Consider the following 20,794-nt stretch of genomic DNA (forward strand, 5'->3'; position numbering starts at 1 on the left):
GACCTTCCCGAGGCGACCCTGGTGGGTAATTCACCGAAAACCCACGTGTCGTGCTTGCGTTTTCACCCGATAGTGATCTAAACCACCGTCATGGGAAAGTGCCGCGTCATCGGTCTGCTCTCCGGCACCTCCATGGACGCGTGGGACGTGGCGGCGGCGGAACTGACCACGCGCGCCGACGAGATCGAACTCCGCCCCCTCGGGCACCTCGAACTGCCCTATCCCGAGGGACTGCGCGAGGAACTGCGGAATCCGTCCCCGGAGGAGGGCTGGAGTGCGCGGTGGTGCCGGCTGGACGCCGAGACGGGGCGGGAACTGGCCCGAGCGGCCCGGATCGGCCTCGACGAACTCGCGGCGGGCCGAGCCGAGCTGGTCGCCTCGCTCGGGCAGACCGTCCACCATCTGGTGGAGCACGGCCGGACGACGGGCACACTCCAACTGGGACAGCCCTCCTGGATCGCCGAGAGCACCGGCCTGCCGGTGGTGTCCGATCCCCGCGGGCGGGACGTGGCCGCCGGAGGCCAGGGAGCACCACTGGCCCCGGTCTTCGACACCCTCTGGTTGCGCGGACTCCTCCGGGACCACCCTTCGGCGCGAGCCCGCTGCGCGACCGCCGCGGCACTGAACATCGGTGGGATAGCCAACATCACCGTGCTGGGCGAGGCCGGAACGCTCGGCTACGACACCGGACCGGGAAACGCACTCATCGACGCCGCCGTCTCCCTGGGATCGACGGGACGGACCAGCGACCACGGAGGTGAGATCGCCGCGCGCGGACGGACGCGCACCGACCTGTTGGAGGAACTGTCGAAGGACGACTACTACACCCGCCGCCCCCCGAAGTCCACCGGAAGGGAACACTTCGACCACGACTACCTCCGCCGGCGACTCGCCGGAGTTCCCCACGTCGACGAGGCGGACCTGGTGGCCACCGTCACGCGGCTCACCGCGCTGACCGTCGCCGAGGAGTGCTCGGCGTGTTCGGCTGACTTCGTGGTGGCCTCCGGCGGAGGTGTGGCCAACCCGGTGCTGTACGCGGAACTGCGCCGGGAACTGGGCAACCGGGGCATCGAACTGTCCACGAGCGACGAACACGGGGTGCCCCGCGCGGCCAAGGAGGCCTATCTGGCCACGCTGCTGGGATTCCTCACCCTGCACGGGATCGCGGGCAACGTGCCGAGCGCCACGGGAGCGGCCGGACCGAGAGTACTGGGCAGCATCACACCGGGTCGGGACCCCGTGCGGCTGCCTCCCCCACACCGGACGCCGGTGCGCACCCTGCGGGTGCTCGGTTGAGCATCCCCGCCCCACCACCGACCGGGAGCCGCCATGCGAGTCGTCGACCTGGCGATAATGGGAACCTATCTGATCGCGACACCCGCGCTCGGGATCCTGCTCGCAGGCAGGCAACGCGGCACCCGGGACTACTTCCTCGGCGGACGGAACCTCCCCTGGTGGGCGGTCTGCCTCTCCGTCGTGGCCACCGAGACCTCCACGCTGACCGTGATCAGCGTGCCCACCGTGGCCTACCTGGGCTCGTTCACCTACCTGCAGCTCGCGCTCGGCTACCTCGTCGGTCGCGTCGTGGTCGCCCTGGTCCTGCTTCCGCGCTACTACGCGGGAAACCTGGTCAGCGCCTACGCCTTCCTCGGGGAACGTTTCGGAGGCGGACTCCAGGGAACCGCCTCGGTGACGTTCCTGGTGACCAGGCTGCTCGCCGACGGGCTCCGTCTGTTCGCCACCGCGATCCCGGTGAAGGTGATGCTCGGCTCCTTCGGGCTGTCCGTGACGTACTGGCAGATCATTCTGGTCCTCGCGACGCTGACCGTCGTCTACACCTACTTCGGGGGTATCCGGGCGGTGGTGTGGGTCGACGTGGTGCAGATGGGCGTCTACGTCGGCGGCTCCGCGATCGCCGGGCTGATCCTGCTCGGAAAGCTCCCCTCCGGCTGGTTCGACAGGGCCGTCGAAGCGGGCAAGTTCCAGCTGTTCGACGTCGGAGCGGCCGTGCTCACCAACCAGTACTCCGTGGTCACCGCGGTGGTGGGGGGCGCCTTCTTCGCCATGGCCTCCCACGGGGCCGACCAGTTGATGGTGCAGCGGCTGCTCGCCTGCCGCACCCTGGCCGACAGCAGACGTGCCGTGATCGCCAGTGGTCTGGTCGTGACGGCGCAGTTCGCGTTGTTCCTGTTCGTCGGGGTGATGCTGTGGGCGTTCTTCTCCGGAGCCGCTCCGGAGGCGATGGGGATGGCCAGCAGCGACGAGCTGTTTCCCCGGTTCGTGGTCACCGAACTCCCCCCGGGACTGACCGGGCTGCTGCTGGCCGGCATCCTCGCGGCAGCGATGAGCACGCTCTCCTCCTCGCTGAACTCCCTGTCCACCTCCACCGTCAGCGACCTCTACCAACGGCTCACCCGACGGGTCCCGGAGGAGCGGACGCTGCTGCGGCTGGCCCGGACGGCCACGCTCGGGTGGGCCCTGGTGTTCGTGGGGTTCGCCTCGGTGTTCACCACCACCGACAACCCCGTCGTGGAGGTGGGCCTGGGCATCGCCTCCTACACCTACGGGGCGTTGCTGGGCGCGTTCCTGCTGGGGCTGCTCGTCCGAGGAGCTCGGCACGGTGACGCGCTCGCCGCCTTCGTGACCACTCTGCTGGGAGTGCTCTGGCTGGCCGGGGGCGTGACCTTCCCCGACGGTCAGGGCGGTCACGCCCCCCTGGCCTTTCCCTGGTACACCCCGATCGGGGTGGCGATCACCCTCCTGGTGGGAGGGCTGCTCTCCCTGCGCCACCGCGTCGGCACCGTCGGGGGGAAGACCGCTTCCGAAGACGTACCCGACCGACCCTCCGAGCGCCCCTGAACCCGCCGGGACGGCGTCACGTCGGCGAGGACGCCTCCTGACCGGGTGCGGACTCCGTCTGGTCCGTGCCCGGATCCCGGTCCCGTGTGTTCCCCAGACGCTGGGAGATCACCGTGGTGACACCGTCACCGCGCATGCTCACCCCGTACAGGGCGTCGGCGATCTCCATCGTCGGTTTCTGGTGGGTGATGATGATCAGCTGTGAGGTGCGGCGGAGCTCGTCCAACAACCCGATGAGCCTGCGCAGGTTGGTGTCGTCCAGAGCGGCCTCGACCTCGTCGAGCACGTAGAACGGGGAGGGACGCGCGCGGAATATGGCCACCAGCATCGCCACGGCGGTCAACGACTTCTCCCCGCCGGACAGCAGGGAGAGACGTTTCACCTTCTTGCCGGGCGGTCTGGCCTCCACCTCCACACCGGTGCTGAGCATGTCGTCCGGGTCGGTGAGCACCAGCTTGCCCGATCCTCCGGGGAACAGCACCGAGAAGACCTTCTCGAACTCCGCGGCGACGTCGTGGAAGGCCGAGGAGAACACCTCCAGGATCTTCTCGTCGACCTCCTTGACCACGTCGAGGAGGTCCTTGCGGGTGGCCTTGAGATCCTCCAGCTGTCCCGAGAGGTACTTGTACCGTTCCTCCAGGGCCGCGTACTCCTCCAGGGCCAGCGGGTTGACCTTGCCCAGCGCGGCCAGGTCCTTCTCCGCCCGTTCCGCGCGGCGCTGCTGGGTGGCCCGGTCGTAGGGCAGTGCCGGAGGAGGGCAGACGTCCTCGCCGCGTTCCTTCGCGGCCTCGTACTCCGCGGTCTCCGCCGGACTCGGGGGAACGGGCACGTCCGGCCCGTACTCCTCGACCAGCTCGTCGAGCGCCACCCCGTGTTCCTCGACGATCTTGGTCTCCAGTTGCTCGATCCGCAGTCGCTGTTCGGCCCGGGCGACCTCGTCCCGGTGCATGGCGTCGGTGAGCTTCTCCAGCTCGCCCGAAAGCTCGCGTACCCGGTTGCGGACCGTCTCCAGCTGGCGCTGGTTCTCGGAGTGCCGGGCCTGCACCTCGTCCCGGTGCGACCCCGCCGAGCGCAGGGACTCGGAGATCCGGTCCAGGGCCGTCCGACAGTTCGAGATCACCATCTCCGCCACGCGGGCACCCGCGGCCCTGGCCCGGCGGGCCCGCTGCGCCCGCTGGCGCCGTTCCCGCTCCTGGCGCGCCGAACGACGCAGTTGCTCGGCCTTACCCTGCAACGCCCGCGCCCGCTCCTCGGCGCTGCGCACCGCGAGCCGCGCGTCCATCTCCCGCTGACGCGCCTCGTCGAGTTCCGCACTGATCCGGTCGCGTTCGGTGGTGTCGGGTTCCTGCTGCTCGTGTTGCTCGGCCTCGACGACTTCCAGCCGTTCCCGCAGTTCGGCGAGTTTGTCCGCCGACTCCTGGCGGGAGCGCTCCACCTTCTCGCGCTGGCTCCGAAGCCGTTGGACCTCGGCGTCGGCCGAGCCCGCGGTCTCCTTGAGGCCGGAGAGCCGCTCCGAGCTGCGCGCGTGCCGCACCCGGATCTCGCCCAGCTGCTCCTGGGCCAGACGTACCTCCTCCTCGCGTTCACCGAGCTCGGAGCGGGCGCCCTCCAGGGTGGCCCGGCAACGTTCGAGTCTGCCGCGGGCCGCCTCCAGTTCGGAGTTGGCCTCCTCCACGGCCGCCTGGGTTTCGAGCAGGCCTCCCCCGGCCCGCTCGCCCGCGCCTCCGAACGCCCAGTCACTGCCTAGCAGATCCCCCTGCCTGGTGACCGCACGCACCTCGGGATGCCGCTCCACTAGGGCCTCGGCGTGTTCCAACCCGTCGACCACGGCGACCCGGTCCAGCAGGTTCAGCAACGCCGGACGCAGTTCCTCGGGGGCCTCGACCAGGTCCACGGCCCACCGGGCCTCCGGCCCGGGATCCGGCCAGCCGGTGCGCTCGGAAGCGGAGGCCGAGCACAGCAGCATCCCGCTGGTGCCGGCCTGCTCCTCCCGCAAGAGCCGCAGGGCCGAGGACGCGTCCGCGACCCCGCGCAGCGCCACCGCCTCGGCCACCGTACCCAGGGCCGTGGCCAGGGCTACCTCGAAACCGGGCTCGACGGACAACAACGTCGACACCGAACCGAGCAGACCGGGCACCCGTTCACCGGCCTCGAGCAGCGCCCCGGCACCGTCCCCGGGGGACAGACCGAGGGACAGCGCCTCCACCCTGGCCTGCCAGGAAGCGATGTCGCGTTCGACGCCCCGTTCCTCGGCGACCAGCTCGTTCACCCGCTCCTGCGCCGCGTCCCTGGCGCTGACGGCGGTCTCGTAGCGCTGGTGGGCCTCCGCCTCGGAGGCCCCTTCCGGACCGTCCTCCTCGGCGACGGCCTCCTCGTAGGCCCGCCAGGCGGTGTGCGCGCGCTGCTCGGCCTCGTCGACCGAGGCGGAAAGCCTTTCGAGTTCCTCGTCGGTGGCGGCCACCTTGCTGCGCATGGACTCCACCTGCCCGGAGAGCCGGGCGGCGCCCTCCCTGCGGTCGGCTATCGCACGGACGGCCTCCATGTGTTCGCGTTCGGCCCGCTGGAGGGAACTCTCCAGCCCGGAACGCAGCTCGACGACCTCGGAAAGCTCCTGGCGGACGCGTTCGACCTCCTCGTTGGCGGTCTCCTCACGCTCGGCGACCTCCTCGGCCTCGGCCTCGAGCCTCTCGGGATCCTCACCGCCCTGGTCGGGTTCCTGTTCGGCACTGAGGTGCTTGTGCCGTTCCTCCGCGAGACGGAGTGTGCCGTTGAGCCGTTCCCGCAGGGCGGACAGGCGGTACCAGGTGTCCTGGAGCCGGTTCAGCCTCGGGGTGTCGGCGTCGACGTGTTCCCGGAGCGTCCGCTCCTGGTCCTGGGCCTGCTGCAACTCCCTCTCGGCCTCGGCACGTTTGTTCCGGGCGGCCTGCTCGTTGGCCTCCTCCTTGGCGAGCTCGGAACGTGCCGTGACCAGGTCGTCGGCCAGTAGACGCAGGCGCGCGTCCCGCAGCTCCGCCTGGATCGTCTGGGCCTTACGGGCGACCTCCGCCTGCTTGCCCAGCGGTTTCAACTGTTTGCGCAGTTCACCGGTCAGATCGGTGAGCCTGGTCAGGTTGGCCTGCATCGCGTCGAGCTTGCGCAGGGCCTTCTCCTTGCGCTTGCGATGCTTGAGCACCCCAGCGGCCTCCTCGATGAGCCTGCGGTGCTCCTCGGGCTTGGCCTGGAGGATGCCGGAGAGCTGCCCCTGCCCGACGATGACGTGCATCTCGCGCCCGATGCCGGAGTCCGACAACAGCTCCTGCAGGTCACGCAGTCTACAGGCGTTGCCGTTGAGTTCGTACTCGCTGGCTCCGTCCCGGAACATGCGTCGGGTGATGGACACCTCGGTGTACTCGATCGGCAACGCGCCGTCGGCGTTGTCGATGGTCAGGTTCACCTCCGCGCGCCCCAGCGGAGCCCTCCCCGAGGTCCCGGCGAAGATGACGTCCTCCATCTTGCCGCCCCGCAACGCCTTGGCTCCCTGCTCCCCCATGACCCAGATCAGCGCGTCCAACACGTTGGACTTGCCCGAGCCGTTCGGCCCGACCACACAGGTGATCCCCGGTTCGAACCGCAGGGTCGTGGTCGACACGAAGGACTTGAATCCCTTCAGCGTCAGGCTCTTCAGATGCACCGGCCCTCAACGACCTTCCACGAGGCATCGACTACACACGGCTACTGAACCGTTCGGGGGAGCTTACTCGCCCGAGGGGGCGTCACCGCTCCGCAGGGGGAGGGTGTCGAGCTCACCTCTCGACGAACCCGGTGACTCCGCGCGGCCGGGACCACTGCTCGGCGACATGCTCCACCGACCCGGGCGTGTCACCCGAACGTAGGATTTCCAACAATCGTTCGCAGGACGAACCGGGACCTTCCGCCACCACCTCGACCCGCCCGTCACGCAGGTTGGTGGCGCTGCCGGCCAGCCCCAGTTCCAGGGCCCTGGCACGGGTCCACCAACGGAAACCCACCCCCTGCACTCGGCCACGAACCCACGCCGTCAGGCGTGTGAGCTCGGTGTTCGTCGATTCGGACATGCTCACCTCCACACCTTGTTCCGTCCCGTTCCCGCCCCACGGGGACTCCTCCTCACCGGCGGGGCACGGGTGCGAAGGAGACACGCGGCACTCCTCCGAACAGCCCAACCCCCACCCCGCCGTCCGGGTGCCGGTCGCTACCGTAATGCCGAAGCGGGCGACCACGCGGCGGACTCACCGCGTCGATTCCGCAGCCGCGGAACGCGGGACCGCACGACGGCCACCGCGCGCCGATTCGCGAACACGAGTGGGTGACCCATGGAACCTCTCCACGACGACCCGGACTCCGGCCCGAGAAGACTGGCCGTGCTCGCCGGATTCGGTCTGATCATCTCGACCGGTTTCGCCACCGTGGCGGCGATGGCGCTGAACGGCGAGTCCCGTGAGGAAACGGCCCTTCCCGACACCGTGGTCACCTCCACCCCCGCTTCCGAACGGACCCCGGCGGGACTCCCCTCACCGGACACCACCGTCCCTACATCCCGGACCTCCGAAGGTGGTCAGCCCTCCGGATCGACTCCGGCCACGGACGAGAGTGTCGATCCCGGTCTCTCCCGTCCCGGCCGGGACGACTCCGCAGACACGGGCGGAGGAAACGAGGGAGAGGAGCCCCCGCACGAGGAGCAGCCCGACCCCGATCCCGGTGAGACCACCTCCACCGAGACGGAGGACTCCGGGCAGAGCAGCTCGCCGACCACCCCGCCGGAACCGACCACCGATCCCCCCTCTTCCTCCGATCCCCCCTCGTCGTCCGAGACCGATCCGCTTCCCCCCGGCTACTCTTCGCAGAGCACCACGAGCTGACCGCCGGGCACGACCGGCTACGTCGGATCGCCCGGGATCACCAGATCGGCCGCGTTCCTGGTGGTGGCCACCAGCTCCGCGTTGCGCTCGTCGCTGCGGTGCACCCACTCGGTGGCCTGCCGCCGAGACATGCCGTGGCGCATGTGCCGGCCGATCAGCCGGTTCACCCGCTGCCGGTCGTCGGGTTCGAGGAACCAGCACTCGTCCAGCAGGCCACGCACGTGTCCCCATGCTCCCTGGCCGAGCAACAGGTAGTTGCCCTCGGTGATCACCAGGGGTACCTCGCGGGGAACGGCGATGGCCCCCGCATAGGACTCCTCGACCTCGCGACGGAACTCGGGGGCGTAGACCACCTCGTCCTCGGCGGCCCGCAACCTGCGTAGCAGTGCCACGTATCCGGCCGCGTCGAAGGTGTCCGGAGCTCCCTTGCGGTGTTGTCTGCCCAACCTGCGCAGTTCGGCTCCCGCCAGATGGAACCCGTCCATCGGCACGAGAACGGCGCGGCCCTCCAGTCTGCCGAGCAGCTGCTCGGCGATTCTGCCCTTCCCCGAGGCCGGCGGGCCGGCGATGCCGAGAAGACGACGCCGCCCGTCGGCGACCAGCTCCGAGGCCCGCCGGGCCAGTTCCTCCACTCCTCCATGGTGTACGGCCGGCTCGGAGCGGCCCTGCACATCCGTACGTTCCGCTCGTTCCGCCACGGTCTCCCCCGTTCCGTGCGCTCCGTCGGGCCGCACGGGGCGGTCCACGCAGGACCGCCCCGTGCGGCTCAGCATAACCACTCCGGCGAACCCCTTACCCGGAATATCCTTCGGAGTCCTCGTGGGAGGTTCTTCCGGTTCGCCCCCCTAGGCCCGGAGGACGTTCCACCGCGCGGGTCGGGGCGTCCCGCCGAGCGTGCGGAGTGTCCGTCCTCCTCGGACCGTGTGGTGATCGACCTCACCCGGAATCCGGTTTCAGTGTCGTGACAAACTTATTAACTTAGCTAATGAAATGTTTCTGGTGAACAGGAGGACACCGTGTGTGGCATCTGTGGCTGGGTCGACTTCCGCGGAAACCTGGAGGAACGGAGAACCGAGCTGGAGGCGATGTGCGACACCATGGCCTGTCGCGGGCCCGACGCCGCGGGCACGAGCTTCCACGGCACCGCCGCGCTGGGACACCGCAGGCTGGCCATCATCGACCTTCCGGGAGGAAACCAGCCCATGACCAGGCACACCCCTGACGGGGACGTCTGCCTGGTCTACAGCGGCGAGACCTACAACTTCACCGAACTCCGCCAGGAGCTACGCGCCCGTGGTCACCGCTTCGACACGGACAGCGACACCGAGGTCGTGTTGTGTGGCTACCTCGAATGGGGGCCCGCGCTGGCCGAACGACTCAACGGAATGTACGCCTTCGCCGTCTGGGACGCCCGGAAGGACGAGCTCCTCCTCGTCCGGGACAGAATGGGCATCAAACCCCTCTACTACTACCCCACCGAACACGGCGTGCTCTTCGGTTCCGAGCCCAAGGCCATTCTGGCCAACCCCGTGGCCGAACGGGTCGTCGACGCCGACGGGCTACGCGAGATCTTCGCCATGACCAAGAAACCGGGCCACGCGGTCTGGTCGGGAATGGCGGAAGTGGAGCCCGGAACCGTGCTGACCGTCGACCGCGCCGGCATCCACCGACACACCTACTGGCGGCTCGAACCCGCCGAGCACACCGCGGACGCGCAGCGGACCAGCGCACACGTGCGTGAACTGCTCGACGACATCGTCGCGCGCCAGCTGATCTCCGACGTGCCACGCTGCGTTCTGCTGTCCGGAGGGCTCGACTCCAGCGCGATCACCGCGCTGGCCGCCCGGCAGCTCGAACCGTCCGGGCAGCAGGTCCGCAGTTTCGCCGTGGACTTCCTGGGACAGACCGAGAACTTCGTCGCCGACTCGCTGCGGGAAACCCCCGACGGTCCCTACGTGCACGACGTCGCCGGACACGTGAACTCCCTGCACCAGGACATCGTGCTGAATCCGCAGACCCTCGCGGACCCCGCCGTGCGCCGTGCCGCGGTCGGAGCCCGGGACATGCCGGTGGGACTCGGCGACCTGGACAACTCGCTGTACCTGTTGTTCAGGTCCATCCGGGAGCACTCCACGGTCGCCCTGTCCGGTGAGTCCGCCGACGAGATCTTCGGTGGTTACAAGTGGTTCTTCGACCAGCGGGCCCGCGAGGCGGACACCTTCCCGTGGATGGCGACGCTCAACACCCAGCATGCGGCGGGCTCCAACCTGCTCGACCCCGCGTTGGCGCAGAAGCTCGACCTGCCCGGCTACGTCGAGGCCGAGTACCGGAAGGCGGTGGGCGAGCTGCCCCGGCTGGAGGGGGAGAGCGCCTTCGAACGCAGGATGCGCGAGATCAGTTACCTGCACCTGACCCGCTTCGTCCGTGTCCTGCTGGACCGCAAGGACCGCATGAGCATGGCCGTGGGACTGGAAGTGCGCGTGCCGTTCTGCGACCACCGGCTGGTGGAGTACGTCTTCAACGCGCCGTGGGCGCTGAAGACCCACGACGGCAGGGAGAAGAGCCTGCTGCGGCGGGCCACCTCCGACATCCTGCCCCGCTCGGTGGTCGAGCGGGTCAAAAGCCCCTACCCCTCCACCCAGGACCCCGAGTACACGGCCGAGCTGCAACGCCAGGCCCGCGAGCTGCTCTCCGCCCAGGACCCGGCCGTGGAACTCCTCAACGAGAAACTGCTTCGTGACGCCACGGACTCCCCCGCCGAAGCTGTGGAGCCCACCACGCGCGACGCGTTGGAGCGCCTGTTGGACGTCTCCGTGTGGCTCCAGCAGCACAGTCCGACGATCAGGGTCTGACGGGCAACGACACGGTGCCCTCGCACGCCCCGGTGGACTGTGGGGAAACCACCCACCCGGGGCGCCCACCCGTCTCACCAGTGCGGTTCGGCGGGAAGCGGCTGGCAACGCGGGCAGGTGTAGGACGAACGTTTCATGAAGACGTCCCGCCGTACCGCCGTGCCGCAGCGTCGACAGGGTTCGTTCTCCCGTCCGTACACCGCCAGGGAACGGCTGAAGTACCCCGAACGGCCGTTGACGTTCACGTACAGGGAGTCGAAGGAGGTGCCACCGGCGCGGAGTGCCTCGCTCATCACCTCACCCACGGCGTCCAGCAGGGCCCGGCCGCTCTCCCGCGACAACGTCGAGGTCGGCTGGGCCCAGTGCAGCCGCGCCCGCCAGAGCGCCTCGTCCGCGTAGATGTTTCCGATCCCGGAGACCAACGTCTGGTCCAGCAACGCCCGCTTGAGCCCGGTTCTGCGGGAGCGCACGAGCTCGACCACACCGTCCCGGTCGAACACCGGTTCCAGGGGGTCCGCCGCGATGTGGCCGATGGGCTCGGGCACCGGTGGCTCGGAGGTTCCGAGGAGATCGACCAGACTCAGTCCCCCGAAAGTACGCTGGTCGACGAAACGAAGTTCCGGACCGCCGTCGGCGAACTCGAACCTGACCCGCAGATGGCGCTCGTCCGCGGCCCCGCGAGGCTGCACCAGCAGCTGACCGCTCATCCCGAGATGCGCGAGCACCGCCCGCCGCGCGCGGGAACCGGGCCGTCCGGGGTGGTCGCCCCCTGTGCTCGGCTCTTCGGCCAGGTCGAACCACAGGTACTTCCCACGCCTGCGCACATCCAGCACCGAGCGACCGTCCAGCTCGGCGGAGAAATGCTCGGCTCCCGCCCGGTGCCTGCGCACGGCACGCGGATGCAGCACCTCGACACGGGACAGGGTACGGCCACACACATGACCGGTGAGACCGCTACGGATTACCTCGACCTCGGGTAGTTCGGGCACCGAACCATCTTCGGACACGTCCCACGATCGCGGGAACCGGGGGTCCGGCAGAACGGGTCAGTCCCCGGAGGCCTCGTCCCCGTTCTCCCCGGCGGTGCCGTTGAGTCGCGTCGAGAGTTCCTGCCAGGCCGTCCGCGCGGCCTTCTGCTCGGCGTCCTTCTTGGTACTGCCGTCCCCCCGGCCGAGAGTCTCCTCGTTGACGACCGCGTAGGCGCTGAACTCCTTGCGGTGGTCGGGTCCCTGCTCCTCGACCCGGTACTCCGGAACTCCCAACCCGGCGGAGGCGGTGAGTTCCTGGAGGCTGGTCTTCCAGTCGAGCCCCGCGCCGAGCGTCGGGGCCTCGGTGAGCAGGGAGTCGAACAGCCGATGGATCACCGCACGCGAGGTCTCCAGGCCGTGCTGCAGGTAGACGGCACCCAGCACGGCCTCCAGCGAGTCCGCCAGGATACTGGCCTTGTCCCGCCCACCGGTCAACTCCTCGCCACGGCCGAGCAGCAGGTACTGCCCGAGTCCACCCTCCCCCAGCTCACGAGCGACGCCCGCCAGGGCGTGCATGTTGACCACACTCGCCCGCAGCTTGGCGAGCTGTCCCTCCGGAAGGTCCGGGTGGTCCCGGTAGAGCCGGTCGGTCACGACCAACCCCAGTACGGCGTCACCGAGGAACTCCAGACGCTCGTTCGGCTCCAGCCCACCGTTCTCGTAGGCGTAGGAACGATGGGTCAGGGCCAGCGTGAGCATCTCGGCGTCGAAATCGACGCCGAGAGCCTCCACCAGCGAGGACCGGTCCGGTTTGCGGTCCCGGAACTGCTCTTTCTCCCCCACGGCGACGCCTATCAGGCAGGGGTGGAGAGCTGGCGACCGCCATACTGGCCGCAGGAAGGGCAGACCACGTGCGGCGGCTTCTTCTCACGGCAGGCCCGGTTCGGGCAGTTCACCAGTGTCGGCGCGGTCGCCTTCCACTGCGAACGACGGTTACGGGTGTTCGACCGGGAAACCTTGTGCTTGGGGACAGCCACGTCTAATTCTCCTCCTCGAGCCCTCCGAACCGCTCGCGCAGAGCGGCCCAACGAGGGTCTATCGTCTCATGACGGTGCTCCGGATCGAGGTCGACCCACTTGGCACCGCACCCGGAACACAGTCCCGGACACTCCGGGGAGCACAACGGGGCGGCGGGCAACGACGGCAGCACCGTGTCCCGAACCAACGGTTCGAGATCGACCAGGTCCTCGACGACACGGCTGACCTCGTCCTCGTCGGTGCTGGTGTCGGTGGCGCTGTCCGGGTAGGCGAACAGCTCCTGCACCTCGACCTCGACCTCCTCGGAGACGGGATCGAGGCACCGCGCACACTCCCCGCTGGCGTTCGCCCTGACGGTACCGGACACCAGCACACCCTCGACCACTGCCTCCAGCAGCAGGTCGAGTTCGAGTGTTTCACCCTCGGACACCCGGATCATATCGAGACCGAAACCGGCGGGAGCCGGAGGGCTGAGGGTGTAGTTGCGACTGCTGCCCGGACTGCGACCGAACTCGCGGGTGTCGATCACCCAGGGGCTTCCCCTGGAAGGCTGCGCGACTTCTTGATTCTGGGACATCTGTGGTTTCGGCTCGGCATCTCACATGGACGGGCCCTGCCCGGCGGGACGGCACCGGCCGACCAGCCGAACACGGCGACAACACACGGTAACGTGCCCGCGCTCCGCACCTCGCCACGTGCCGGGAACCGCGACGTGCGGGAACTCGGCGGGACACCCCACCAGGGTACGCGACGAAACGGCCGGGACGAAGTCGCCGGCGGGAAGTTCCGGAGACGCTCAGTGTTCTGCGACCTCCGCTCCGTTCGGGTCGTTCTCCGTGCCGGGCTGCCACTCCTCGTAGTCGAACGGGACACTCAACGGACGACGCAGCTGTTGCCTGCCCTTGCCGACGGTGCGCAGCGTCCTCCCCAGCAGCTCCTCGAGGTCCGCCAGACGGGAGTCGATATAGGCGTCGCAGTCGCCCTTCAGACGCTCGACCTCCTCCTTCGCCTCGTCCACCAGACGCTTGGCCTCACGCTGGGACTGCTGAACCACCTCGGTTTCGGAGACCAACCGGGCCTGCTCCGAGCGTCCCTCGTGAATCGACTGGTCGTAGGCGGCCCTGCCGGCCTGGACCATCCGGTCGGACTCGGCCTGCGCCCGGGCGACGTGTTCCTCGTACTCCCGCCGCGCGTTGTTGATCGTCTGCTCCGCCTCCGCACGGGCCTGCGCGATGATCTCGTCGGCCCGCTCCCGCGCGTCGGCGAGCATCTTCTCCGCCTCGGCACGGGCCTCGGAGGAGGTCCTCTCCGCCTCCGAACGCGCCTCACTCAGGCTCTGGTCCGCCTCCGTCCTGGCCTTGTTGACCAGCTCGTCCCGGTGGTCGAGCACGTCCTGAGCATCATCGAGCTCGGCAGGGTACGCGTCCCGCACCTCGTCGAGCAGCTCCAGCACGTCGCCACGCGGCACGACACATCCGGAGGTCATCGGAACACTGCGCGCTTCCTCAACGATCGTGACGAGCTCGTCGAGCGCCTCGAACACCCGGTACACGTCGACTCCCTGCAGTTGTGTTCACCCGAAGGGTATTACCCGGTCCGCTCAGCTTCTCAGAGCACACGGCACCGGTCGTCGATCACCCCGGTTCCGGGCGTTTCGAACCGATCACCGCGGCCCGGTCTTCCGTCCCCAGTCTGCCCGTGGACACGCGAGGTGCGCCGCATATGGGTCGCCGCGTGTCCCAGCGGCTGACACCACCCGGGCGACCTCCGCCACCACCGGTTCCGGGGCGTGCACCCGCATCCCCGAGACTGTGCGGGACACGGGAATCCGTTCACCGGGGAGAGTCCGTTGCCCACCGTGCTGTTCCAGCTGTTGCGCCGCCTGGCTAACCTCCACACGTGGAGCGCACCGGCGCTGGTGATCACTGTCGTGTTCCTCACCAGCTGGCCGCTCATGGCGCTGTTCGAACCTCCCGACAGCGCGCTCGTGCATCCCGCCAACTACTGGTGGTGGTTCCTGGTGACCGCCTCGACGGTGGGCTACGGGGACTTCTACCCGGTGACCACCGGCGGCCACGTGGTGGGGGTCTACGTGATCGTCGGGGGGATCGCGACGCTGACCACGCTGTTCACCCACCTGGCCACCACCCTGGAAGAAGCGAAGGGCAGAAGAATGAGCGGGGCCGCCACCCTGAACCTCTCCGGGCACATCGTGGTACTCGGCTACCACCCGGACCGCAGTGAGCGCATCGTCGACGAACTGCTCGCCGACGGGCGCTACCCCGTCGCGCTGTGCGCCCGGGCCGAGGTGGAACGACACCCGATGCCCGACCGGGAAGTCGAGTTCGTCCGCGGCGACACCAGCAGCGCGGACGTACTGCGCCGCGCCGGGCTGCACCGGGCCCGTTCCGTGCTCGTCGACGCCCACGACGACAACGAGGCCCTCACCATCACCGTGGCCGTCAACCACCTCAATCCGGAACTGGCCCCGGTGGTGGCCCTGCGTGACATGAGCAGAGCCGAACACCTGCGCTACGTCAACAGCGACATCCGGTGCGTACAGTGGCACACCCCGCACATGAGCACCGAGGAACTGCTGGATCCGGGGATCACCCAGGTCTACGCCGAGCTGGTCACCCACGGGGGCGGCAACACCTACTCGTGCCAGCTGCCGGAGGCGGTGGACCAGGCCAGTTACGGAGCATGTCAAACCGCCCTGGGCAGACGGCACAGCGCCACCCTGCTCGCCGTACGTACGCGGCGGGAACTGCTGATAAGCCCGGACTGGGAGACCCGGATCCCCGCGGGCAGCACCCTGTACTACGTCTGCGGCCGACGGGTCACCCCCGAACAGCTCGTCCGGGCGGTCCGCGAGGTCCAGGACCACTGACACCGGTCCCGGGCAGTGGCTCGGGACCGGTGTCGCCACCTCAGGAGTGGATGTCGGTGAGTCGGAAACTCTCGTAGTGATCCGCGGTGTAGAAGTACTCGCCCGCCTCTCCGACCACGAAACGGCGCGCACCGCGATGGTCGAGTCCCGGTGTCTCCACCGTGTACTCGCGGTAGTAGCCGTCCGGGCAGTCCGGCAGAATGCCCTCCCAGTTGTGGAAGGTCCCGCCGTCCTCGGGGTACGGGTAGGGGCCGCCCTGCCGTATCAGGCGCACGGTGTCGGTGGCCTCCGGCGGCAGTTCGGACAGGGCCACCCGGTCGAACCCGGAGGTGTCCCCGCACGCGGCGGCGAGGGGACGTGCGGCGGTGGGCGGTGCCTCGGCGGAGACCGCCCCGACGGGCAGCACCAACCCGAGAACGGTGAGCAGCGCCGCCAGTAGCGTTCTCGTGGTACGCACGGTGTTCTCACGCATGTCCCGGACGGTAGATCCATCACGTGACCACGGAGTGGATTTCCCGTGAAACCGGAATGGCGCGAAAACGATCCGATCACGACCTCCCGAGAAGGATATTCCCTCGGTCAGGGGAGACACCGGAACTCCGGACGGTGTCCGGAGTGTCTCACTCGGCCAACTCGGCCAACCGGTCCCGCAGACGCTGTTCGATCCTGGGCGGAAGCAGGTTGGACACGTCGCCGCCGTAGGTGGCCACCTCCTTGACCAGGGAACTGGCCAGGAAGCTGTACAGCGGGTTCGTGGACATGAACAGGGTCTCCACACCGGAGAGCCGCTGGTTCATCTGGGCCATCTGCAGCTCGTAGTCGAAGTCGCTGACGGCGCGCAGGCCCTTCACGATGGCTCCGATGCCGTTGGCCCTGCAGTAGTCCACCAACAGGCCGTGCCAGGAGTCCACGACCACGTTCGGCCAGGGTTTGCTGACCTCACGCAGCATTTCCATGCGCTCATCGACGTCGAACAGGCTCTTCTTGCTCTTGTTCACGAGAACGGCGACGGTGACCTCGTCGAACAAGCCGGCCGCTCGCTCGATGATGTCCAAATGGCCATTGGTGACCGGATCGTAAGAGCCTGGGCAAACGGCACGCCTCATGAGCGGCAACCTAACAGCACACACCGGCCGGGCTCAGGCCGAGGTGGCATGATTCACCGGAAGTACGCTCCGCCCACGGCGGGCGCTCGGGGTTCGGGGTCAGTGCGCCACCACGTGTTCGGCCCAGTACACCGCCGCGTCCCCGTAGCGCTTGGTGCGCAACGGTTCCAGGCCCTCCGGCCACCGGGGCTCGGGAGTGTTCCAGAACCGTTCCACGATGACCAGCGCGTCCGCCTCCAACCAGCCGTTGCCCACCAGAGCCGTCCAGCACTCGTCCAGCTCGTCCGAGGACATCGCGAAGGGCGGATCCGCGAACACCAGGTCGTAGGGCTGGTGGGGTTTTCCGGACAGCATCGAACGAACCGCGACCTGTTCCACCGTCCAGGCCCCGAAGCCGAGAGCGGCGGCGTTGCGACGGAGCACGGCCGCCGCGCGCCGGTCGGACTCGACGAACGTGGCGTGTCCGGCCCCCCGGGACAGGGCCTCGAAGCCGAAACCACCGGATCCGGAGAACAGGTCCAGTACCCGCACACCGGACAGGTCCGTCATCGACTCCAACGCGCTGAACAGGGCCTCGCGGACCCGTTCGGTCACCGGCCTGGTTCCCCGCTGGGGGACCTCGATTCGTCGCCCCCCGGCACTGCCCGCCACGATTCTGGTCACGGTTCCATCCTCGCCCATGGGAAGCCCGCCCGGGAACGGAGGGGCCACCGGAAGGGGCCGGAGAGCTCGGAGGAGCCGGGCTGTCGGAACTCCCCGGCGGCCACGGCTCCTCGCCGCGCTGTGGCTCAGCCGATCTCGATGATCAGGTCCCCGCCCTCGACCTGCTGCACCGGGCCGATGGCCACCCGCTTGACCGTGCCGCCGCGCTGAGCGGTGATGGCGGCCTCCATCTTCATCGCCTCGATGGAGGCGACCGTCTGGCCGCTGTCGACCTCCTGCCCCTCGGTGACCGACAGCGTGACCACACCGGAGAACGGAGCGGCCACGTGGGCGGGGTTCGTCTTCTCCGCCTTCTCCGCCACGGGCAGTTCGGAGGCCACCGAGCGGTCACGCACCTGGATCGGGCGCATCTGACCGTTCAACACGGTCATCACGGTGCGCACACCGCGCTCGTCGGCCTCGCTGATCGCCTCGACACCGATCAGCAGGCGCACCCCCTGTTCCAGGTCGACGGCGTACTCCTCGCCCGGACGCAGGCCGTAGAAGAAGTCCTTGCTGCTCAGCAGCGAGGTGTCGCCGTAGGCGTGCCGGTGTTCGGTGAACTCCCTGGTCGGTTTGGGGAACAGCAGTCGGTTCAACGTCTCCCGCCGCTGGGTGGCCAGCCCCTTGCGGTCCTCCTCGGAGAGTTCGACGAGCTGCCTGCCCTGAGGACGTCCCTGTAGGGCACGGCTGCGGAAGGGCTCCGGCCATCCCGCGGGTGGGTCGCCGAGCTCGCCCTGGAGGAACCCGATGACCGAGTCCGGGATGTCGAACCTGTGTGGTTCGGCCTCGAACTCGGCCGGATCCACCCCGGCACCGACCAGGTGCAGCGCCAGATCTCCGACCACCTTGGAGGAGGGGGTCACCTTGACCAGCCTGCCGAGCATCCGGTCGGCGGCGGCGTACATCGCCTCGATCTCCTCGAACTTGTCGCCGAGCCCGAGCGCCACGGCCTGGGTCCGCAGATTGGACAGCTGCCCTCCCGGGATCTCGTGCCGGTACACCCGGCCGGTGGGAGCCGCCAGTCCCGCCTCGAAGGGCCGGTAGACCTTGCGCACCGCCTCCCAGTAGGGCTCCAGGTCGCAGACTGCGTCCAGGTCGAGCCCGGTGGCGCGCTCGGTGTGGTCGGTGGCCGCCACGATCGAGGACAACGCCGGTTGCGAGGTGGTCCCCGCCAGGGAGGCGGAGGCGCCGTCCACGGCGTCCACCCCGGCGGCGATCGCGGCGTGGTAGGTCGCCAGCTGCCCACCCGGTGTGTCGTGGGTGTGCAGATGCACGGGCAGGTCGAACTCCCGGCGCAGCGCGGAGACGAGTCGTTCCGCGGCGGGGGGACGCAGCAGCCCGGCCATGTCCTTGATCGCCAGCACGTGTGCCCCGGCCTCGACGATCCGTTCGGCCAGCCGGAGGTAGTAGTCCAGGGTGTACACGCTCTCCTCGGGATCGGAGAGGTCCCCCGTGTAGCAGAGGGCGACCTCGGCGAGCGACTTGCCGGTCTTGCGCACCGCCTCGATCGCGGGACGCATCTGCTCGACGTCGTTGAGGGCGTCGAAGATGCGGAAGATGTCGATGCCGGTGTCGGTGGCCTCCTGGACGAAGTGGTCGGTCACCTCGGCCGGATAGGGGGTGTAACCGACCGTGTTACGGCCGCGTAGCAGCATCTGCAGGCAGATGTTGGGAACGGCGGCGCGCAGCGCGGCCAGCCGTTCCCAGGGGTCCTCGGCCAGAAAGCGCAGGGCCACGTCGTAGGTGGCACCGCCCCAGCACTCCAGGGAGAGCAGTTCCGGGGTGTTCCGCGCCACGTAGGGGGCGACCGTGGTGAGGTCCTTGGTCCGCACCCTGGTGGCCAGCAGGGACTGGTGCGCGTCCCGGAAGGTGGTCTCGGTGACTCCGACCGCCTCCCTCTCCCGCAGCCAGCGGGCGAAGCCCTCCGGGCCGAGTTGGTCGAGTCGTTCCTTGGAACCGGCGGGTGGCGGGGTCTCCAGGTCGGCACGCGGCAGCTTTCCCCGGGGTTCCGGGGTGCCGGGACGCTCCCCGTAGGGCCGGTTGACCGTGACGTCGGCGAGATAGCTCAGCAGCCTGGTTCCGCGGTCGGCCGAGTGCCGCGCGGTCAGCAGCTGCGGGCGCTCGTCGATGAACGAGGTGGTGATCCTTCCCGCGCCGAAGTCGGGATCGTCCAGCACGGCCTGCAGGAAGGGGATGTTGGTGGCCACTCCCCGGATGCGGAACTCGGCCACGGCACGCCGGGCCCGGGCCACCGCCGTTCCGAAGTCCCGTCCGCGGCAGGTGAGTTTGACCAGCATCGAGTCGAAGTGGGCGCTGACGCTGGTTCCCGCGAAGGACGTCCCCCCGTCCAGACGCACTCCGGCACCGCCGGGAGAGCGGTAAGCGCTGATCATGCCGGTGTCGGGTCGGAAACCGTTGGCCGGATCCTCCGTGGTGATCCGGCACTGCAGCGCAGCGCCACGCAGACCGATGTTGGACTGGGACATGCCCAGGTCCTCGAGGGTCTGCCCCGCCGCGACGCGCAGCTGCGCCTGGACCAGGTCGGCGTCGGTGACCTCCTCGGTCACGGTGTGTTCCACCTGGATCCTCGGGTTCATCTCGATGAACACGTGACGTCCGTGCTCGTCGACGAGGAACTCCACGGTTCCGGCGTTGACGTAACCGATCTGTTCGGCGAAGGCCACGGCGTCGGCGCAGATCCGTTCCCGCAGTCGCGGATCCAGGTTGGGCGCGGGGGCGATCTCGATGACTTTCTGGTGCCGGCGCTGTAGTGAGCAGTCCCTCTCGTAGAGGTGCACCACGTTGCCCGCCGAGTCGGCCAGGATCTGTACCTCGATGTGTCGAGGGTTGACCACGGCCTGTTCCAGGAAGACGGTCGGATCCCCGAAGGCCGACTCGGCCTCGCGCATCGCCGCCTCCAGGGCCTCCCGCAGGGACTCGAATTCGTTCACCCTGCGCATCCCACGTCCACCGCCGCCGGCCACGGCCTTGACGAACACGGGGAAGGTCATCTCCTCGGCGGTCGTCATCAGCGTGTCGATGTCGGCCGAGGGGGCCGAGGACTCCAGCACGGGAACGCCCGCCTCGCGCGCCGCCTGCACCGCGCTGGCCTTGTTCCCGGTGAGTTGGAGGATCTCGTGCGGCGGGCCGATGAAGGTGATGCCCTCCCGCTGGCAGGCCTCGGCCAGGTCGGGGTTCTCGGACAGGAAACCGTAGCCGGGATAGATCGCGTCGACCCCCGCCGTCCGGGCGGCCCGGATGATCTCCTCGACGGACAGGTAGGCGCGCACCGGATGCCCGGCTTCGCCGATCTCGTAGGATTCGTCCGCCTTCAGCCGGTGCAGCGAGTTGCGATCCTCGTGGGGGAACACGGCGACGGTTTTCGCGCCGAGTTCGTATCCGGCGCGGAACGCCCGGATCGCGATCTCGCCACGGTTGGCGACGAGGACCTTGCGGAACATGCCGGCTACCTCCTGGGGCAGGTGTCGGATCGCCTGCG

Annotated in this window: 17 protein-coding genes; 5 read left to right on the top strand and 12 right to left on the bottom strand. The window is 68.9% G+C overall.

Going from position 1 to position 20,794, the window contains the following annotated elements; translation table 11 throughout:
• Positions 1-90: 90 nt before the first annotated feature.
• Complete coding sequence (locus ACTMO_RS0111640; protein WP_019854875.1) at positions 91-1,296, top strand: anhydro-N-acetylmuramic acid kinase; 1,206 nt, start codon at positions 91-93, stop codon at positions 1,294-1,296.
• 33 nt (positions 1,297-1,329) lie between these two features.
• Positions 1,330-2,859, top strand: coding sequence for a sodium:solute symporter (locus ACTMO_RS0111645; protein WP_019854876.1), 1,530 nt, complete (start codon positions 1,330-1,332; stop codon positions 2,857-2,859).
• Between the two features lie 16 nt (positions 2,860-2,875).
• On the opposite strand, the gene smc is transcribed toward ACTMO_RS0111645, so the two are convergent.
• The gene (gene smc, locus ACTMO_RS0111650; protein ID WP_019854877.1) at positions 2,876-6,529 is read right to left on the bottom strand and encodes a chromosome segregation protein SMC; all 3,654 of its coding nucleotides are present in this window, start codon (positions 6,527-6,529) and stop codon (positions 2,876-2,878) included.
• A 112-nt stretch (positions 6,530-6,641) separates the two neighbouring features.
• Positions 6,642-6,932, bottom strand: a complete 291-nt coding sequence (locus ACTMO_RS0111655; RefSeq protein WP_026449131.1) for an acylphosphatase — start codon at positions 6,930-6,932, stop codon at positions 6,642-6,644.
• A gap of 258 nt (positions 6,933-7,190) precedes the next feature.
• Between ACTMO_RS0111655 and ACTMO_RS20955 the strand changes: the two genes are divergently transcribed.
• The gene (locus ACTMO_RS20955; RefSeq protein WP_019854879.1) at positions 7,191-7,736 is read left to right on the top strand and encodes a hypothetical protein; all 546 of its coding nucleotides are present in this window, start codon (positions 7,191-7,193) and stop codon (positions 7,734-7,736) included.
• Positions 7,737-7,753: 17 nt separating this feature from the next.
• Here the strand turns inward: ACTMO_RS20955 and ACTMO_RS0111665 are convergent, their stop codons facing one another.
• A complete protein-coding gene (locus ACTMO_RS0111665) occupies positions 7,754-8,509 on the bottom strand; it encodes a nucleoside/nucleotide kinase family protein (protein WP_019854880.1) in 756 nt (251 codons plus the stop codon).
• 243 nt (positions 8,510-8,752) lie between these two features.
• Between ACTMO_RS0111665 and asnB the strand changes: the two genes are divergently transcribed.
• A complete protein-coding gene (asnB, locus tag ACTMO_RS0111670; protein WP_019854881.1) occupies positions 8,753-10,588 on the top strand; it encodes an asparagine synthase (glutamine-hydrolyzing) in 1,836 nt (611 codons plus the stop codon).
• A gap of 74 nt (positions 10,589-10,662) precedes the next feature.
• On the opposite strand, the gene mutM is transcribed toward asnB, so the two are convergent.
• The 5 genes from mutM to ACTMO_RS0111690 form a co-directional block, all read right to left on the bottom strand.
• Entirely contained in the window at positions 10,663-11,577 is a 915-nt protein-coding gene (gene mutM / locus ACTMO_RS0111675; protein ID WP_026449133.1) for a bifunctional DNA-formamidopyrimidine glycosylase/DNA-(apurinic or apyrimidinic site) lyase, read from the bottom strand.
• 57 nt (positions 11,578-11,634) lie between these two features.
• Entirely contained in the window at positions 11,635-12,315 is a 681-nt protein-coding gene (gene rnc / locus ACTMO_RS0111680; RefSeq protein WP_425394331.1) for a ribonuclease III, read from the bottom strand.
• 95 nt (positions 12,316-12,410) lie between these two features.
• Positions 12,411-12,593: a 50S ribosomal protein L32 gene (gene rpmF, locus ACTMO_RS22405; RefSeq protein WP_084792115.1), complete on the bottom strand. Its 183-nt coding sequence runs from the start codon at positions 12,591-12,593 to the stop codon at positions 12,411-12,413.
• Positions 12,594-12,595: 2 nt separating this feature from the next.
• Positions 12,596-13,123 carry a YceD family protein gene (locus ACTMO_RS0111685; RefSeq protein ID WP_019854883.1) on the bottom strand — a complete coding sequence of 176 codons (528 nt, stop codon included), beginning with the start codon at positions 13,121-13,123 and terminating at the stop codon, positions 12,596-12,598.
• A gap of 267 nt (positions 13,124-13,390) precedes the next feature.
• Complete coding sequence (locus ACTMO_RS0111690) at positions 13,391-14,146, bottom strand: DivIVA domain-containing protein (RefSeq protein WP_019854884.1); 756 nt, start codon at positions 14,144-14,146, stop codon at positions 13,391-13,393.
• A gap of 297 nt (positions 14,147-14,443) precedes the next feature.
• Between ACTMO_RS0111690 and ACTMO_RS0111695 the strand changes: the two genes are divergently transcribed.
• Positions 14,444-15,484: an NAD-binding protein gene (locus ACTMO_RS0111695; protein ID WP_019854885.1), complete on the top strand. Its 1,041-nt coding sequence runs from the start codon at positions 14,444-14,446 to the stop codon at positions 15,482-15,484.
• A 40-nt stretch (positions 15,485-15,524) separates the two neighbouring features.
• Here the strand turns inward: ACTMO_RS0111695 and ACTMO_RS0111700 are convergent, their stop codons facing one another.
• From ACTMO_RS0111700 to ACTMO_RS0111715, 4 genes are all read right to left on the bottom strand, one after another.
• A complete protein-coding gene (locus tag ACTMO_RS0111700; protein ID WP_019854886.1) occupies positions 15,525-15,956 on the bottom strand; it encodes a guanyl-specific ribonuclease in 432 nt (143 codons plus the stop codon).
• Positions 15,957-16,104: 148 nt separating this feature from the next.
• Positions 16,105-16,590, bottom strand: a complete 486-nt coding sequence (gene coaD, locus ACTMO_RS0111705; protein ID WP_026449135.1) for a pantetheine-phosphate adenylyltransferase — start codon at positions 16,588-16,590, stop codon at positions 16,105-16,107.
• Positions 16,591-16,689: 99 nt separating this feature from the next.
• Positions 16,690-17,253: a 16S rRNA (guanine(966)-N(2))-methyltransferase RsmD gene (rsmD, locus tag ACTMO_RS0111710; RefSeq protein ID WP_019854888.1), complete on the bottom strand. Its 564-nt coding sequence runs from the start codon at positions 17,251-17,253 to the stop codon at positions 16,690-16,692.
• 125 nt (positions 17,254-17,378) lie between these two features.
• A complete protein-coding gene (locus ACTMO_RS0111715; RefSeq protein ID WP_019854889.1) occupies positions 17,379-20,756 on the bottom strand; it encodes a pyruvate carboxylase in 3,378 nt (1,125 codons plus the stop codon).
• Positions 20,757-20,794: the final 38 nt, after the last annotated feature.

It is taken from the genome of Actinopolyspora mortivallis DSM 44261 (assembly GCF_000384035.1).
Lineage (GTDB): Bacteria > Actinomycetota > Actinomycetes > Mycobacteriales > Pseudonocardiaceae > Actinopolyspora > Actinopolyspora mortivallis.

Excerpts from the sequence above, each read along its gene's own strand:
- ACTMO_RS0111665 (WP_019854880.1), bottom strand. The coding sequence starts at position 8,509 with ATGCTGAGCCGCACGGGGCGGTCCTGCGTGGACCGCCCCGTGCGGCCC.
- coaD (WP_026449135.1), bottom strand. The coding sequence starts at position 16,590 with ATGAGGCGTGCCGTTTGCCCAGGCTCTTACGATCCGGTCACCAATGGC.
- ACTMO_RS0111645 (WP_019854876.1), top strand. The coding sequence starts at position 1,330 with ATGCGAGTCGTCGACCTGGCGATAATGGGAACCTATCTGATCGCGACA.
- ACTMO_RS0111640 (WP_019854875.1), top strand. The coding sequence starts at position 91 with ATGGGAAAGTGCCGCGTCATCGGTCTGCTCTCCGGCACCTCCATGGAC.
- ACTMO_RS0111700 (WP_019854886.1), bottom strand. The coding sequence starts at position 15,956 with ATGCGTGAGAACACCGTGCGTACCACGAGAACGCTACTGGCGGCGCTG.
- rnc (WP_425394331.1), bottom strand. The coding sequence starts at position 12,315 with ATGCTCACGCTGGCCCTGACCCATCGTTCCTACGCCTACGAGAACGGT.
- ACTMO_RS0111715 (WP_019854889.1), bottom strand. The coding sequence starts at position 20,756 with ATGTTCCGCAAGGTCCTCGTCGCCAACCGTGGCGAGATCGCGATCCGG.
- ACTMO_RS0111655 (WP_026449131.1), bottom strand. The coding sequence starts at position 6,932 with ATGTCCGAATCGACGAACACCGAGCTCACACGCCTGACGGCGTGGGTT.
- ACTMO_RS20955 (WP_019854879.1), top strand. The coding sequence starts at position 7,191 with ATGGAACCTCTCCACGACGACCCGGACTCCGGCCCGAGAAGACTGGCC.